The 15,195-nt window shown below is 72.3% G+C and carries 16 protein-coding genes; 5 read left to right on the top strand and 11 right to left on the bottom strand.

Going from position 1 to position 15,195, the window contains the following annotated elements:
* Positions 1-780 carry an enoyl-CoA hydratase/isomerase family protein gene (locus tag ACLJOU_RS26270; protein WP_410570787.1) on the bottom strand — a complete coding sequence of 260 codons (780 nt, stop codon included), beginning with the start codon at positions 778-780 and terminating at the stop codon, positions 1-3.
* Between the two features lie 72 nt (positions 781-852).
* Here ACLJOU_RS26270 and ACLJOU_RS26265 point away from each other — a divergent pair, with 72 nt between their 5' ends.
* A complete protein-coding gene (locus ACLJOU_RS26265) occupies positions 853-1,686 on the top strand; it encodes an alpha/beta fold hydrolase (protein ID WP_410570786.1) in 834 nt (277 codons plus the stop codon).
* A 40-nt stretch (positions 1,687-1,726) separates the two neighbouring features.
* On the opposite strand, the gene ACLJOU_RS26260 is transcribed toward ACLJOU_RS26265, so the two are convergent.
* Positions 1,727-2,749 carry a helix-turn-helix transcriptional regulator gene (locus ACLJOU_RS26260; protein ID WP_410570784.1) on the bottom strand — a complete coding sequence of 341 codons (1,023 nt, stop codon included), beginning with the start codon at positions 2,747-2,749 and terminating at the stop codon, positions 1,727-1,729.
* Between the two features lie 88 nt (positions 2,750-2,837).
* Between ACLJOU_RS26260 and ACLJOU_RS26255 the strand changes: the two genes are divergently transcribed.
* Positions 2,838-3,251, top strand: a complete 414-nt coding sequence (locus tag ACLJOU_RS26255; RefSeq protein WP_410570783.1) for a cupin domain-containing protein — start codon at positions 2,838-2,840, stop codon at positions 3,249-3,251.
* Positions 3,248-3,649 (top strand): DUF1304 domain-containing protein, encoded by a 402-nt coding sequence (locus tag ACLJOU_RS26250; protein WP_410570781.1) that lies wholly within the window; start codon positions 3,248-3,250, stop codon positions 3,647-3,649. The genes ACLJOU_RS26255 and ACLJOU_RS26250 overlap by 4 nt, the downstream gene beginning before the upstream one ends.
* On the opposite strand, the gene ACLJOU_RS26245 is transcribed toward ACLJOU_RS26250, so the two are convergent.
* Entirely contained in the window at positions 3,646-4,083 is a 438-nt protein-coding gene (locus ACLJOU_RS26245) for a MarR family winged helix-turn-helix transcriptional regulator (protein WP_410570780.1), read from the bottom strand. The genes ACLJOU_RS26250 and ACLJOU_RS26245 overlap by 4 nt on opposite strands.
* Positions 4,084-4,131: 48 nt before the next feature.
* Here ACLJOU_RS26245 and ACLJOU_RS26240 point away from each other — a divergent pair, with 48 nt between their 5' ends.
* Positions 4,132-5,421, top strand: a complete 1,290-nt coding sequence (locus tag ACLJOU_RS26240; RefSeq protein WP_410570778.1) for an amidohydrolase family protein — start codon at positions 4,132-4,134, stop codon at positions 5,419-5,421.
* Here ACLJOU_RS26240 and ACLJOU_RS26235 read toward each other — a convergent pair.
* From ACLJOU_RS26235 to ruvC, 8 genes are all read right to left on the bottom strand, one after another.
* Positions 5,397-7,751 (bottom strand): RelA/SpoT family protein, encoded by a 2,355-nt coding sequence (locus tag ACLJOU_RS26235; protein WP_410570777.1) that lies wholly within the window; start codon positions 7,749-7,751, stop codon positions 5,397-5,399. The two genes, ACLJOU_RS26240 and ACLJOU_RS26235, sit on opposite strands and share 25 nt — an antisense overlap.
* 217 nt (positions 7,752-7,968) lie before the next feature.
* On the bottom strand, positions 7,969-8,487 hold the full coding sequence (locus tag ACLJOU_RS26230) for an adenine phosphoribosyltransferase (protein ID WP_410570775.1): 519 nt from the start codon (positions 8,485-8,487) through the stop codon (positions 7,969-7,971).
* Position 8,488: 1 nt separating this feature from the next.
* Positions 8,489-9,706 carry a protein translocase subunit SecF gene (secF, locus tag ACLJOU_RS26225; protein WP_410570773.1) on the bottom strand — a complete coding sequence of 406 codons (1,218 nt, stop codon included), beginning with the start codon at positions 9,704-9,706 and terminating at the stop codon, positions 8,489-8,491.
* 1 nt (position 9,707) lies between these two features.
* The gene (gene secD, locus ACLJOU_RS26220; protein ID WP_410570771.1) at positions 9,708-11,516 is read right to left on the bottom strand and encodes a protein translocase subunit SecD; all 1,809 of its coding nucleotides are present in this window, start codon (positions 11,514-11,516) and stop codon (positions 9,708-9,710) included.
* Between the two features lie 216 nt (positions 11,517-11,732).
* On the bottom strand, positions 11,733-12,143 hold the full coding sequence (gene yajC, locus ACLJOU_RS26215; RefSeq protein WP_410570770.1) for a preprotein translocase subunit YajC: 411 nt from the start codon (positions 12,141-12,143) through the stop codon (positions 11,733-11,735).
* A gap of 119 nt (positions 12,144-12,262) precedes the next feature.
* The gene (gene ruvB, locus ACLJOU_RS26210) at positions 12,263-13,330 is read right to left on the bottom strand and encodes a Holliday junction branch migration DNA helicase RuvB (protein ID WP_410570769.1); all 1,068 of its coding nucleotides are present in this window, start codon (positions 13,328-13,330) and stop codon (positions 12,263-12,265) included.
* Positions 13,331-13,337: 7 nt separating this feature from the next.
* Positions 13,338-13,934 carry a Holliday junction branch migration protein RuvA gene (gene ruvA, locus ACLJOU_RS26205; RefSeq protein ID WP_410570767.1) on the bottom strand — a complete coding sequence of 199 codons (597 nt, stop codon included), beginning with the start codon at positions 13,932-13,934 and terminating at the stop codon, positions 13,338-13,340.
* On the bottom strand, positions 13,931-14,515 hold the full coding sequence (gene ruvC / locus ACLJOU_RS26200; RefSeq protein WP_410570765.1) for a crossover junction endodeoxyribonuclease RuvC: 585 nt from the start codon (positions 14,513-14,515) through the stop codon (positions 13,931-13,933). The genes ruvA and ruvC overlap by 4 nt, the downstream gene beginning before the upstream one ends.
* Before the next feature lie 74 nt (positions 14,516-14,589).
* Here ruvC and ACLJOU_RS26195 point away from each other — a divergent pair, with 74 nt between their 5' ends.
* Positions 14,590-15,030 carry a cupin domain-containing protein gene (locus tag ACLJOU_RS26195; protein WP_410570764.1) on the top strand — a complete coding sequence of 147 codons (441 nt, stop codon included), beginning with the start codon at positions 14,590-14,592 and terminating at the stop codon, positions 15,028-15,030.
* Positions 15,031-15,195 lie beyond the last annotated feature (165 nt).

Genomic DNA, 15,195 nt, shown 5'->3' with positions numbered 1-15,195 from the left:
TCAGCGGAAGGTGAACCGCGGCGGGCGCCGCTCGAGGAACGCGGCGACGCCTTCGGCGTAGTCCTCGCCGTGCAAGGCTTCCGAGCGGATCTGCTCGACCTCGGCGTCCGGGGCTTCCTGCCCGGCGACGATCTTTTCGATGATCCGGTTCATCCCGCGGATCGACGCCTGGGAGCGCGAGCACAGCGTCCGCGCGAACGCCAGCGTCGAAGCCTCGAGGTCATCGGCCGGGAAGACGTCGTTGAGCAGGCCGATTTCCCGGGCGCGGGCGGCGCTGATCAGCTCGCCGGAGAGCAGGAAGTACTTGGCGTGCGCCGGACCGACGAGCGAGACGAGCTGGCGCGTCGAGTCGAAGTGGTAGACGATGCCGAGCTTCGCCGGGGTGATGCCGAACCGCGCGCCCTCGGCGGCGAACCGGAAGTCGCAGGCGACCGAAACCTGGCAGCCGCCGCCGATGCAGTTGCCCCGGATCATCGCGACCGACGGCTTCCGCAGCGCGGTGAGGGCGGCGACCGCGCCTTCGACGGCCTTGTCGTAGCTCGCCGCGCCTTCCGCGGTGGTGCGCAGTTCCCCGAACTCGCTGATGTCGGCGCCCGCGGAGAAGTGCCGGCCCGCACCGGCGACGACCAGGACCTTCAGCGCCGGATCGGCCTCCACTTCGGCGACGACGTCCGGGATCGCCGCCCACATGCCGTAGGTGATGGCGTTCATCTTCTCCGGCCGGGTCAGCGTCAGGCGCGCGACTTCGCCGTCGCGGGTCAGGTCGAATCCGTCGGTCATGAACGGCACTTTAACGCTCGCCCTCAGCGAAACCCGCGGTGTGTGACGCGGTCGGGTGGCTAGCTTGGGACCATGGCGGCGATCGAAGTGGACGGGACGGCGTTCGGCTACGACGAAGCGGGAGAGGGGCCCGCGGTCGTGCTGCTGCACGCCGCGCTCGGCGACCGCCGGATGTGGGACGCGCAGTTCACCGAGCTCGCCGCCGGCCACCGGGTGATCCGCTACGACCGCCGCGGTTTCGGGGAGACCCGCGGCGAAACCGGCGAACACGCGCACTACGAGGACCTGCTGGCCCTGCTCGACGCCCGGGGGATCGAGCAGGCCGCCCTCGTCGGGGCGTCGATGGGCGGGGCGTGCGCGCTGGACGCCGCCCTCGCCGCGCCGGAGCGGATCACCCGGCTGGTCCTGCTCGGTTCGGGTCTCACCGGACACGCCTGGCCGGACCACATGCAGGCGGACATCGCGAAGCTGACGGCGGAGATCCTGCCGGCGGACCGCCTCGCCCGCTACCAGGCCCGCGAAGGCGACGTCGATCCGGCGGACGTGCGGGCCATGGCGGAGGCAAACATCCGGTACCTGGTCGCCGGCCGCGGACGCGACGTTTCCGTGCTGCCGGCCGAAATGGTCGCGCTGGTCCGGGAAATGTGCGAGCAGGTGTACCGGCACGACTGGACGGCTCCACAGTGGACGGAGCGCGTCCCGGACACCCGGCACCGGCTCGCCGAGATCACCACACCGGCCCTGGTGGTGATCGGGGCGTCGGACGCACGGGGGCTGGTGGAGCTCTCGGAGCACCTGGCGGAGTCGTTGCCGCGGGCCGAACTCGTGGAGCTGGCCGACACCGGGCACCTGCCGTCGATGGAACGGCCGGAGGAGGTCAACGCCCTGCTGCGGGAGTTCCTGTAGCCCGGGTTTCCCCCTGACAGGCCTGAACACCGGGAAAGGGTCAGGAAAGCAGCCGCGCGGTCAGTTCCCCACGGCTGCGGACACCCACCTTGCCGAACACCGACTTGAGGTGGTCCTGCACCGTGTGCGCGGAGATCGCCAGCCGGGCCGCGATGTCCGTTGTGGACAGTCCGGCCAGCACCTCGCGGCAGACGTCGCGCTCCCGGGCGGTCAGGCCGTAGGCGGCGAGCAGCACGCCCAGCAGTTCGGCACCCGAGGCGCGGTCGACGGTCACGACCGTTTCGCCGTCGCCCTCCCCCGCCACCAGCCGGCTCGCGTGCAGCACGATCCACCCGCCGTGGGCGTCGCGGACGCGGGCGCGGAACGTCCCCGTCGCGGCCGCGCGGGCGCCGGTCACAACCGCGCGCAGCAGCACGGCGAACCGGCCCGGGGCGATTTCGTCGAGTTCGGCGCGCCAGGCTTCGGCCGCCGCGGTGGCCGCGCGCTGCCTGCCGTCCGGGCCGACCACGACGATCGCCGGTTCCGCCCGCTGCCCCGTCCCGCGGGTGCGTGCCGCCACCCGGGTCGCCGTCGCCAGCGCCGGGGCGACCGACGTCAGGAACTCGACCTCGCGGTCGCTGAACTCGCCGCGCCGCACCAGGCCGGCCGCGCCCCACGACGTGCCGTCGACCCGGAACACCACGCGCAGTTCGTGGCCCAGGCCCAGCGGCCGCCAGACCTCGTTGAGCCGGCCGCTGCGCTCGGCGACCCGGTGGGGCAGGTCGGTCAGGCGCGCCGCCGGCACCGGCCGCCGCGCCAGCTCGGCGAAGGTGCAGGGCTGGGCGCCGTCGTACTCGTAGGCCGCCAGCAGCGGCTCGTACTCGCCCGGGATGCGGGCCCGGCCGCTGGTCATCGAGCTGATCACCGCGGTGTCCGGATCGAGCGACGCCCAGCAGGTCAGCTCCGCCGGCACCACGCGGTCGACCAGCTCGATGGCGGCGGCGTGCAGCTCGGCGACGCCGAGGCCCGCCGTGGCGAGCGCGGCGACGTCCCGCCGCACCGCCTGCGCCCGGCCGTCCCACATGGACGCAGTATGCGCCGCCCGAGCCCGGAGCGGGTATCCCACATTTCCGGGATGGCCCGCTGCCGGCCGCGTTCCTAGCGTCGTCGGCATGACTCACTTCACCGCTCCGGGCGAAGGCCCGGAACTCGACACGCACGACGCGCGGATCACCGTCAAGGTCGGCGCGGAACACACCGGCGGCGCCTACGAGGTCTTCGAAGTCGACGCGCCCCGCGGGCCGTCCGTCCCGCCGCACACCGAACCGTGGGCGAAGACCTTCTACGTGCTGCACGGCCGCCTCACCGTCTACGTCGACGGCGAACTCCACGACCTCGGCCCGGGGGCGTCGATCAGCATCCCGGCGGGCGCGGTCAACACGTTCACCGTGCACACGCCGTCGGCGCAGTTCCTCGCGCTGTGCCTGACCGACGGGATGGGCCGGTTCTTCCGCGCCGTCGACGAGGCACCGCCGGAGCGGATCCCGGAGCTCGCCGGGCGCCACGGGATCGAGCTCGTGCCGTGAACGCCGTCGCGCAGTTCTTCGCCGGGCTGGCGGTGCTGGTGCACCTGCTGGCGTTCGCCTGGGAAGTGCTGCTCTTCGAACGGCGGGGCGTGCACGAGGGCATCTTCCGGATCCCGTCGGCGAACCTCCCGGCCACCCGGCTGTGGTCGTTCAACGTCGGTTTCTACAACCTGTTCCTCGCCGCCGGCCCGGTGCTCGGGCTGGTCCTGCTGCACACCGGGCACGTCGAGGCCGGCCGCGCGCTGGTGCTCTACTGCTGCGGGTTCATGCTGCTGGCCGGGGTGGCCCTCGGCGTGTCGGACGTGCTCGCGCTCAGCCGCCCGCGCGGCGCGGGCCGCAGCGGCGCACTGGCTCAGGCCCTGCCGTCGCTGGGCGCGCTGGTCGCCGCCCTCTTCTAGGCCGGTTCGACCCGCTCGGCCAGCTCCTCGCTCCACGACCGGATGGCCGCGGCCTGCTCCGGGGTCAGCCGGTCGAGGACGAGCCGGCGGACATTGGCACCGTGCGCCCGGGTCGCGCTCGCGGCGAGCCGGCGGCCTTCGGCGGTCAGCTCCACGCCGGTGCGCCGGCCGCTCGCCCCGTCCTCGGTGCGGGCCACCAGGCCGCGCTTCTCCATGCGCGTCAGCTGGTGGGCGACCCGGCTCTTCTCCCAGCCGAGGGCGTCGGCGAGCTCGCCGACGCGCATCGGCTGCCGCAGCGCCACCAGCACGCTGAACTCGGCCTTCGAGATGCCGCAGTCGCGTTGCAGGGCCCGGTCGAGCTCGCGGAAGAGCAGGCGCTGCGCGCGCATCCAGGTGTCCCAGAACGCCCAGTCCTCGGGGCTCATCTCCGCCATGACGCTAGTCTAAGCTAGAGTTGACGCATCAACTCTCGGGAGGACACCGTGAACACACTCCTGCGCGGCGGCATCGTGGTCAGCATGGATCCCGCCGTCGGCACGCTCCCCCGCGCCGACGTCCTGATCGAGCACGGCCGGATCGCCGCGATCGGCCCGGACCTCGACGTGGCCGGGGCCGAGGTCGTCGACGCCGCGGGCAGGATCGTCCTGCCCGGCTTCGTGGACACCCACCGGCACACCTGGCAGACGGCGTTGCGCGGCCTCGGCGCGGACTGGACGTTCGGCCAGTACCGCGCCGCCGTGCACGGCACGCTCGGCCCGCACTACCGCCCGGAGGACGTCTACCTCGGCAACCTGCTGGGCCGGATCGAGGCACTGAACTCCGGCGTCACGACCATGCTCGACTGGTTCCACCGCGCCGACCGCCCGGAGAACGCCGATGCCGCGATCCAGGCCCTGCGCGACGCGCCCGGCCGCTCGATCTTCTGCTACGGCGCCGCGGGCCCGGACATCGCGCCGGAGATCCGGCGGGTGCGGGCCCTGCTGCCCGGCGACGAGCTGGCGCTGGGCCTGCGCGGCCCGGTGATGTCCACACTGGACGAAACCGCCGCGGATGTCGCGCTGGCGCGGGAACTCGGGTTGCGCACCAGCATGCACGTCCACGGCACCGGCGGCTGGCCGCACGGCGACCGGCCGATCGCGGCGATGCACGAACGCGGCCTGCTCGACGAACGCACCACCGTCGTGCACGGCAACGGCCTCTCCGACGACCAGCTGGCGATGCTCGCCGACGCGGGCGGTTCGGTGTCGGTCAGCCCCGACGTCGAGCTGAAGATGGGCTTCGCACCCCTCGTCACCAGCCGGGCGCTGGCCGCCGGGATCCGGCCCTCGCTGTCGGTCGACGACTGCCCGTCCGCCGGCGGGGACATGTTCGGGGCCATGCGCACGGTCCTGGCCGCCGAACGCGGCGCCCTCACCACCCGGGACGTCCTCGCCTTCGCCACCGTGGACGGGGCCCGGGCCTGCGGCCTCGGCGCCCGGACCGGCAGCATCACCGTCGGCAAGGACGCCGACCTGGTCCTGCTCGACGCCGAGGACCCGGCGGTCTTCCCGGTGGGCGACGCCGTCGGCACCGTCGTCAGCGCCGGTCACCCCGGCCTGGTCGACAGCGTCTTCGTCGCCGGAACGGCGGTCAAGCGCCACGGCCGGCTGCTCGGCCTCGACCTGCCGGCCCTGCGCGCCCGGCTGCTCGCGTCCCGCGACCGGATCGCCGCGGCCGCGGGCGTCGCCCTCGACGGGTCGTGGCAGCCTCAGGAAGCCGAGGTCACGCGGTAGACGTCGTAGACGCCTTCCACGCCGCGGACCACCTTGAGGACGTGGCCGAGGTGCTTCGGGTCGCCCATCTCGAACGAGAAGCGGCTGACCGCGACCCGGTCCCGGGACGTGGTCACCGACGCCGAGAGGATGTTGACCTTCTCGTCGGCCAGCACCTTGGTCACGTCCGACAGGAGCCGGTGCCGGTCCAGCGCCTCGACCTGGATGGCCACCAGGAACACCGACGACGCCGAGGGCGCCCACTCGACCTCGACCAGCCGCTCGGGCTGGGACTGCAGGTCACCGGCGTTCGTGCAGTCGGTGCGGTGCACCGAAACGCCACCGCCACGCGTGACGAAGCCGAGGATTTCGTCCCCCGGCACCGGGGTGCAGCAGCGGGCGAGCTTCGCCCAGACGTCGCTGGCGCCCTTGACCACCACGCCGACGTCGTTGGAGCCGCGCCGGCGGGTCACCGTGGACGGCGTCGCGCGCTCGGCGAGCTCCTCCTCCGCCGCGTCGACCCCGCCGATCAGCGCGACCAGCCGCTGGACGACGTGCTTCGCGCTCGTGTGGCCCTCGCCGACCGCCGCGTACAGCGACGAGATGTCGGCGTGGCGCAGCTCGGTGGCCACCGCGCCCATGGATTCGGCGGAGACCAGCCGCTGGATCGGCAGGCCGACCTTGCGGATCTCCTTGGTGATGGCTTCCTTGCCGCCTTCGATCGCCTCGTCGCGGCGTTCCTTGGCGAACCACTGCCGGATCTTGGCGCGGGCCTTCGGCGAGCCGGCGAACTGCAGCCAGTCGCGCGACGGGCCGGCGTTCTCCGCCTTCGACGTGAAGATCTCGACGACTTCGCCGTTCTCCAGCTTGCGCTCGAGCGCGACCAGGCGGCCGTTGACGCGGGCGCCGATGCAGCGGTGCCCGACCTCGGTGTGCACGGCGTAGGCGAAGTCCACCGGCGTCGAGTCGACCGGCAGCGTGATGACGTCACCCTTGGGCGTGAACACGAAGATCTCGCGCGCGGCCAGCTCGTAGCGCAGCGACTCGAGGAAGTCGCCCGGGTCCGCCGCTTCCCGCTGCCAGTCGAGGAGCTGGCGCATCCACGCCATTTCGTCGACGTCCACGGCGTTGCCGGTGTGCGTGCCCTTGGTTTCCTTGTAGCGCCAGTGCGCGGCGATGCCGTACTCGGCGGTGCGGTGCATCTCGTAGGTGCGGATCTGCACCTCGAGGGGCTTGCCGTCCGGGCCGATCACCGTCGTGTGCAGCGACTGGTAGACGCCGAACCGGGGCTGGGCGATGTAGTCCTTGAACCGGCCGGGCACCGGCTGCCACAGCGCGTGCACGACACCCATCGCCGCGTAGCAGTCGCGGACGTCCTCGACCAGGATCCGCACGCCGACCAGGTCGTGGATGTCGTCCAGGTCGCGGCCGCGGACGATCATCTTCTGGTGGATCGAGTAGTAGTGCTTCGGCCGGCCCTCGACCTTCGCGGTGATCCGCGAGGAGACGAGGTTGCTGGTCAGGTCGGTGATGACCGAGCGCAGGTAGATGTCGCGCGAGGGCGCGCGGTCGGCGACCAGGCGCACTATCTCGTCGTACTTCTTGGGCTGCAGGATGGCGAACGCGAGGTCCTCGAGCTCCCACTTGACCGTGGCCATGCCGAGCCGGTGGGCCAGCGGGGCGAGGACTTCGAGGGTCTCGCGGGCCTTGCGGGCCTGCTTCTCCGGCGGCAGGAAGCGCATGGTGCGCATGTTGTGCAGCCGGTCGGCGAGCTTGATGACCAGCACCCGGGGGTCCTTGGCCATCGCGATGACCATCTTGCGGATGGTCTCGGCCTCGGCGGACGAGCCGAGCTGCACCTTGTCCAGCTTCGTGACGCCGTCGACGAGCTCGGCGACCTTGTCGCCGAAGTCGGCCTTCAGGCTCTCGACGGCGTAGCCGGTGTCCTCGACCGTGTCGTGCAGCAGGGCCGCGACCAGCGTGGTCGTGTCCATGCCCAGCTCGGCGAGGATGGTGGCGACGGCGAGGGGGTGGGTGATGTACGGGTCGCCGGACTTGCGCCGCTGGTTGCGGTGCAGCTCCTCGGCGACGTCGTAGGCGCGCTGGAGCAGGCCGAGGTCGGCGTTGGGGTGGAGCTCGCGGTGGATGACGGCCAGTGGCTCGAGGACCTGCTTGACCGGGGCGGCGCGCTGCGCGGTGATCCGCCGGGCCAGGCGCGCCCGGACCCGCCGGGTCGCGGACGGGTTCGGCGCCGCACCGTTCGGCTTCGGCGGCGCGGGCTGTGCCGCCGCCTGCCCGTTCTGCTGGGCGCCCTGCTTCGCGGGCACCGCGGCGTCGAGCTCCTGGCTCACCCGCACCTCCTGCTGCTCGTGCGGCCTTCGGACCACCAGGGTAGCCGTTGCGCCTCGCAGCCCTGTCGGGTGCGCCCGTTCAGGGGGATGTGGCCCCCGCCACCAGCGGCTCCACCGGCGAGTGGGCCCACCACCCCGAAGCCGGATCGTGACGACGGATCGGGGTGGCGGGAGGGCCGGGTGGGGTGCGGGAGGGCGGGCCGCCGCGGCGGACCTGTCAGCAGGTCTGGAGGGCGTGGATCCTGCGGTCGCCGAGGACCTGACGGCCGCCGAGGGCGGCCAGTTCGAGGACCACGGACACGCTGTCGACCACCGCGCCCGCGTCCTCGAGGAGCTTGCCGGTGGCCGCGACCGTGCCGCCGGTGGCCAGGACGTCGTCGAGGATCGCGATCCGCTGGCCCGGCCGGACCACGCCGGCCGGGAGCTCCACCGTCGCCGTGCCGTACTCCAGGGCGTAGTCGACCCGGCCCGCCACGGCCGGCAGCTTGCCCGGCTTGCGGATCAGCACCACGCCGAGGCCGCGGGCGTACCCGACGGCCGCGGCGAGCAGGAACCCGCGGGCCTCCACGCCGGCGAGCGCCTCGACCCCGGGGTCGAGGGTGCCCGCCAGCGCGTCGGTCACCGCTTTGAACGCACCCGCGTCCGCGAAGAGCGGGCTCAGGTCGCGGAACAGCACGCCGGGCTCCGGGAAGTCCGGCACCTCGGCGATCAGGCCGAGGGCGTCGTCGAGCTGCACGTCAGCGCTTCCGCTTCCCGGCCGGGCGCTGCTTCTGGATCCGGGCGGGGACGCTGGCGGCGGCCGCGTACGCCTTCTCCTTGCGCAGTTCCTTCGCCAGGGCGTCGTCGTCCGAGGCGTCGAAGTCCTCGCCCGCCGCCGCCCTGCGTTCCTGGCCCGCGCGACGCTGGCGGACGCGCTCGGCCTGCTGCTTGTACTTCGGGTCGCGCATCTTGAAGTCGACCAGCAGCGGCGTCGCCAGTGCGACCGACGACAGGACGCCGACGAGGGTACCGGTGAGCTGGACCAGCGCCAGGTCCTGCAGCGTGCCCGAGCCGAGCAGCACGTACCCGACGATCAGCAGGCCGAGGATCGGCAGCAGCGCGATGAACGCCGTGTTGAACGACCGCATCAGGGTCTGGTTCAGCGCGAGGTTCGCCGCTTCGCCGTAGGTGCGGCGGGTCAGGCCGAGCAGGCCGCGCGTGTTCTCGCGGACCTTGTCGAACACCACCACCGTGTCGTACAGCGAGAACCCGAGGATGGTCAGCAGGCCGATCACGGTCGCCGGGGTGACCTCGAAGCCGACCAGCGAGTACACACCCGCGGTGACCAGGATGTCGTGCAGCAGCGAGATCAGCGCGGCCGTGGCCATCCGCAGGTCGAAGTAGATCGCCAGGAAGATGACCACCGCGACGAGGAACACCGCGAGAGCGATCAGCGCCTTCTGGGAAATCTCCCCGCCCCACGACGCGCTCACCGCGCTGTCGCTGATGGCCTGGACGCTGGGCTGGCCGTTGGTGCCCTTCGGGCCCAGGTCCTGGAACAGGCCCTGCTTCAGCTTCGCGACGTCGGCCGCGTTCAGCGTGTCGGTGCGGATCTGGATGGTCGCCGCGTTGCCCGTGCCGACCTTCTGCGCCTCGGCCGCCGGGCGGCCCAGCGCCTTCTCGAAGGAGTCCTTCGCCTGCTGCTCGGTGATCACGCCGTGGACGCCGTCGGCGGGCATCTGGATCTGCGTGCCGCCCTCGAACTCGATGCCGAGGTTGAAGCCGCGGAAGATCATCGAGGCGAGGCACACCAGCACCAGCGCCGCGAAGAAGATGTACCAGCGCCTGCGCTTGCCGACGACGTCGAACGCGCCCGTGCCCACGTAGAGCCGGTGGAAGACGCTTTCCCGCTTGCCGGGCTTCGCCGCCACCTTGGCGTTGCCCTCCGCGTCCGTGCCCAGTTCTTCGACCCCCATGTCAGGCCTCCTTCACGTTCGCGCGGCCGACCGCGGTCGACTTCTTACGCTGCGAACCCACTTGCTGCACGGCGCCGAGGCCGAGGTGCCTCGGATTGGACAGGAACGCGTTCTTGGACGTGGACACGATGGCCACCAGCGGGTGCGTCACCAGGTACACGACCACCAGGTCGAGCACCGTGGACATGCCGAGGGTGAACGCGAAGCCCTGGACGTCGCCGACCGCGATGACGTACAGGATCGCCGCGGCCAGGAAGCTCACCGCGTCCGAGGCCAGGATGGTGCGCCGGGCGCGGACCCAGCCGCGCGGCACCGCGGACCGGAACGTCCGGCCCTCCCGGATCTCGTCCTTGAGCCGTTCGAAGTAGATGACGAACGAGTCCGCCGTGATCCCGATGGCGATGATCAGGCCGGCGATGCCCGCGAGGTCCAGCGTGTAGCCGATCCAGCGGCCGAGCAGCACCAGCACCGCGAACACCAGCGCGCCGGACAGGGCCAGCGACAGGATGGTGAGCACGCCGAGCAGCCGGTAGTAGAACAGGCAGTAGACGAAGACCACCAGCAGGCCGATGCCGCCGGCGATCAGGCCGGCCTGCAGCGAGGCGAGGCCGAGCGTGGCCGACACCGTGGTCGCGTCCGAAGAGGAGAACGACAGCGGCAGCGAGCCGTACTTGAGGATGTCCGAGAGGTCCTTCGCCTCGGCCTGGGTGAACTTGCCGGTGATCTGGGTGTTGCCGTCGAGGATGGCCACCTGGATGTTCGGCGCGGACACGACCTGCGTGTCGAGCACGAACGCGGCCTGCTGGTTGACGTTCTTCGACGTGAAGTCGGCCCAGATCTTGGTGCCCTCGCTCTTGAAGCTGAGGTTCACCACCCACTGGCCGTTCTGCGTGTTGTAGGTCGAGTTCGCGTCGGCGATCTCGGTGCCCGGCAGGAACTCCGGCTCCAGCAGGTACTTGTACGTGTTGTGGTCACCGCAGGCGACCAGCGGCAGCTTCGGGTCGTCGTTGCCTTCGAGGGCGTCCTTGGCGTTCGGCGCGCAGGTCAGCGTCGCCATCGCCTTCGCGACGAGCTCCTGGTTCGGCTGGCCGTCGGCGCCGATCAGCTGCGGGTTCTGGCGGACCGCCTTGGCGGCCTGGATCTGCTGCGCGGTCTGCGCGTCGACCGACCCGTCCGAGGGGGCCGGCGCCGGGGTGGCCGCGGGCGGGGGCGGGGTGCTGCTGCTCGGCGCGGCCGGCGTGGTGCTCTGCTGCTGCGCGGGCGCGGCGCCCGGCGCGCCACCGCCACCGGACTTGGTGGTCGGGGCAGCGGAGGTGGCCGACGGCGCGCCGGCCGACGGCGAGGTCGAGCTCTTCGGCGCGCCCGAGCTCGGGGCGCCCGTCGCCGGCGCGTTCGTGGCGGGCGGCGCGGTCTGCGGCGGCGCCACCGGCTGGGTGGCGCTGGAGACCACCTTCCGGAAGCCCAGCTTCGCGGTCTTGCCCAGGTTCTTCGCCTGGTCGCCCTGCTCGCCGGGAACCGTGATGACGACGTTGTTGCCGTCGAGGAGGACTTCGGTGCCGCTGACGCCGATCCCGTTGACGCGCCGTTCGATGATCTGGCGCGCCTGGTTCAGGGACTCCCGCGTCGGCTGGCCGCCGTCGGGGGTGCGGGCGGTGAGCGTGACCCGGGTGCCGCCCTGCAGGTCGATGCCCAGCTTCGGGGCCGGCTTGTGGTTGCCGGTGAGGAACACCAGCGCGTACAGGACGACCACGATCAGGGCGAACAGGGCGAGATAACGTCCCGGGCGGAGATGCCCGGCTGAAGCTGCCACGGTGCTTCGGTCTCCTCGGACGGGGTGGACCCCAACGTTGCGGTGCCCGCCCGGAGGGTTACCGGGAGGGACTGTGTGCGATTCACTCCCGGGCGCGGGTATGACGGCGGACACGCACGCAGCACCGAGACACTACTCGGTGCTGCGTGAGCCCGGCGTGCGAGGCCGTACCGACTTTCGTCGGGATTCCCGCCCGGCCCAGGAGTGCCGCGAAAGTTACTTCTTGCCGTGCTCCAGCGGCGGCGCCACCTGCGCGGTGGTCGGCGGCTCCTCGGTCTTGACCGCGGCGGAGGACTCGATGACGGCCGGCTCCTCGACGGGGGTCTCGTCGACCTCGACGGCGGAGTCTTCCTCGGTCTCGACGACCGGCTCGACCTTCTCGCGGACGGCCAGGCGCAGCCAGGTGGTGACGACACCGGGCGCGATCTCGATGTCGATCGTGTTGTCGCCGGAAGCGTCGGCGACGGTGCCGTAGAGACCCGAGGTGGTCATCACGCGGTCACCGGGCGCCAGGCTGCTCTGCAGTTCCTGCTGCGCCGCCTGCTGCTTCTTCTGCTTGCGCGTGCTCATCACCAGCGGCACGGCGAGGACGAGCACCAGCAGCAGGGGCAGCAATAGACTTTGCATGATTCTCCGTTCGACGGACACCGGGCCCAGCCGAAATGTCCGGTTCTTGGGTATGTGCTCCGGTCAAGTGTGCCAGGTACCAGCGCGGACGCCGACACCCACCCGCCCGTTCGGGCCGCTCAGTCCTGCTCGAACAGCGAGGGCCCGCCCTGGTCCGGGCGCCCCGGGAGGTCCGCGGGCGGCACCAAGCCGAGGTGTGCCCACGCGGTCGCGGTCGCGACGCGGCCCCGCGGGGTGCGGGCGAGCATACCGGCGCGGACGAGGTAGGGCTCGCACACCTCTTCCACGGTGGTCGCCTCCTCCCCCACGGCCACCGCGAGCGTCGAAATGCCCACCGGTCCGCCCCCGAACGACTTGGTCAGCGCGGTGAGGACGGCCCGGTCGAGGCGGTCGAGCCCCAGCTCGTCGACGTCGTAGACGGCCAACGCGGCGCGGGCGATGTCGCGGGTCACCTTGCCGTCCGCGCGGACCTCGGCGTAGTCGCGGACGCGCCGCAGCAGCCGGTTCGCGATCCGGGGCGTGCCCCGCGAGCGGCCGGCGATCTCGGCGCAGCCGTCGCGGTCGATCGGGATGTCGAGGATCGTCGCGGCCCGGCGGACGACCAGTTCCAGCTCGGTGTCGGTGTAGAACTCCATCTGCCCGGTGAAGCCGAACCGGTCGCGCAGCGGGCCGGTCAGCGAGCCGGACCGGGTGGTCGCGCCGACCAGCGTGAACGGCGCGATCTCCAGCGGGATGCTGGTGGCGCCCGGGCCCTTGCCGACGACGACGTCGACCCGGAAGTCCTCCATCGCCAGGTAGAGCATCTCCTCGGCGGGGCGGGCGATCCGGTGGATCTCGTCGATGAACAGCACGTCGCCGGGTGCCAGGTTGGACAGCATCGCGGCGAGGTCGCCGGCCCGTTCGAGCGCCGGGCCGGAGGTGATGCGGATGGCCGCGCCCAGCTCGGCGGCGACGATCATCGCCATCGACGTCTTGCCCAGCCCGGGCGGCCCGGACAGCAGGACGTGGTCGGGCGGCACGCCGCGGCGGCGCGCGCTCTCCAGCACCAGTTCCAGCTGCTCGCGCACGCGCGGCTGGCCGACGAACTCGTCGAGCTTGCGGGGCCGCAGGGTGCCCTCGACGTCGCGGTCGCCGGTCTGGGCCCACGCCGAAAGGGCGTCGTCCTCTTCCACGGCTTCATACTCCACGGCCGGTCTACCGCTTCCGGCCGAGGGTGGTCAGTGCGGCGCGCAGGACGCCGGCGGTCGTGTGGCCGTCACCGTCGGCGAGCACCTTGTCGACGGCCTGCTCGGCCTGCTTGGCCGGGAAGCCGAGCCCGGCCAGCGCCTCGACGACCTCGGCGCGAAGGGCGCCGGGAGCGGTGACGGCGGGCGCGTCGCCCGTGCCACCGAGCGCGGTGACCTTGTCGCGCAGCTCGAGCGTGAGCCGTTCGGCGCCCTTGCGGCCGATGCCGGGGACCGTGGTGAGCACGGTGATGTTGCCTTCGACCAGCGCGGCCCGCAGCTTGTCGGGGTCCAGCACGGCGAGGGTGGCCAGCGCCAGCCGCGGCCCGATGCCGGACACCGTCTGCAGCAGCCCGAACAGCTCGCGCGCGTCGGCGTCGGCGAAGCCGAACAGCGTCAGCGAGTCCTCGCGCACGATCAGCGCCGTGTGCAGGCGGACCTCTTCACCGCGGCGCAGGGTCGCCAGCGTCGCCGGGGTGGCCTGCACGGCGAAGCCGACCCCGCCGACCTCGACCACCACGTGGTCGAGGCCGACCGACAGGACTTCTCCGCGTACCGACGAGATCATCGTGCTGCTCCCGGGTTCTTCGCTTGTTTGGCGGCCGCGGCCAGGCGGGCCTTGTGCGTGCGGGCCATTTCGGCCGCGCGGGCTTCGGCTTCGGCGAGCCGGGCCCGCATCGGCTCCCGCCAGAGGTGGCAGATGGCCAGCGCGAGGGCGTCCGCGGCGTCGGCCGGGTGGGGGGCGACCTCGAGGTTGAGCAGGCGCATCACCATGGCGGTGACCTGGGCCTTGTCGGCCCGGCCCGATCCGCTGACGGCGGCCTTGACCTCGCTCGGGGTGTGGAACACGACGGGCAGGCCCCGGCGGGCGGCGGCGAGCGCGACCACGCCGCCGGCCTGCGCGGTCCCCATCGCGGTCCGGACGTTGTGCTGGGCGAAGACCCGTTCGACGGCGACGGCCTGCGGTTTGTACCGGTCCAGCCACCGCTCGACCTCGTCGGAGATGCCGAGCAGGCGGTGCGCCAGGTCGGCGTCCGCCGGCGTCCGCACGACGTCGACGGCGACGCAGCGGACGGCCCGGCCCTTGCCGCCGTCGACCACCCCCAGGCCGCACCTGGTCAGACCGGGGTCGACCCCGAGCACGCGCACCCGCATTCCTTCCCGCCGCGAACACCAGTTCGAGCTTGCAGGCTACTGGGCCTGCCTGCGGCAGGATGGAGGACATGCCGCAGCCGTCGGATTTCGTCACCCACCTGGGACTTCAGCCGTTGCCCGTGGAAGGCGGGCAGTGGGCGCAGAGCTGGCGCGCGGCCGACGGGTCCGCGATCTACTACCTGCTCGTCGCGCCCGAACGCTCCGCGCCGCACCGCCTGGACCGGGTCGAGGTCTACGCCCACCACGCCGGCGCGCCCGCCGCCATGCTGCTGCTGCACCCGGACGGCTCGGTCGAGCGGCCGGTCCTCGGGACCGACGTCGCCGCCGGGGAACGCCCGCAGGTCGTGGTGCCCGCCGGGACGTGGCAGGCCACGGTCACGCTCGGGGCGTGGAGCCTGCTGGGGACGGTCGTCGTGCCGCCCTACACCGACGACTGCGTGGAGTTCGCGGCCGCCGCGGACCTCGCGCTGCGGTATCCGGAAGCGGCCGCCGACCTGCGGAAGTTCTAGGGGCCAGTGCTGGGGGCCGGTGCTGGGGGCCAGTACTAGTGCCGCATCAAGCAACGTTGGGTAGGTAATCCGGTCGGCGGATCTTGGAGTTGACGGCGAAGTGGCGTTTGGGGTGGCTGTGGCGGTTGCGCCAGCGCAGGTAGCCGGCGATGGCGGCCTCCTGGG

Source organism: Amycolatopsis sp. cmx-4-61, from assembly GCF_046548775.1.
Taxonomy (GTDB): Bacteria; Actinomycetota; Actinomycetes; order Mycobacteriales; family Pseudonocardiaceae; genus Amycolatopsis.
This window is presented reverse-complemented; position numbering and strand designations above follow the sequence as displayed.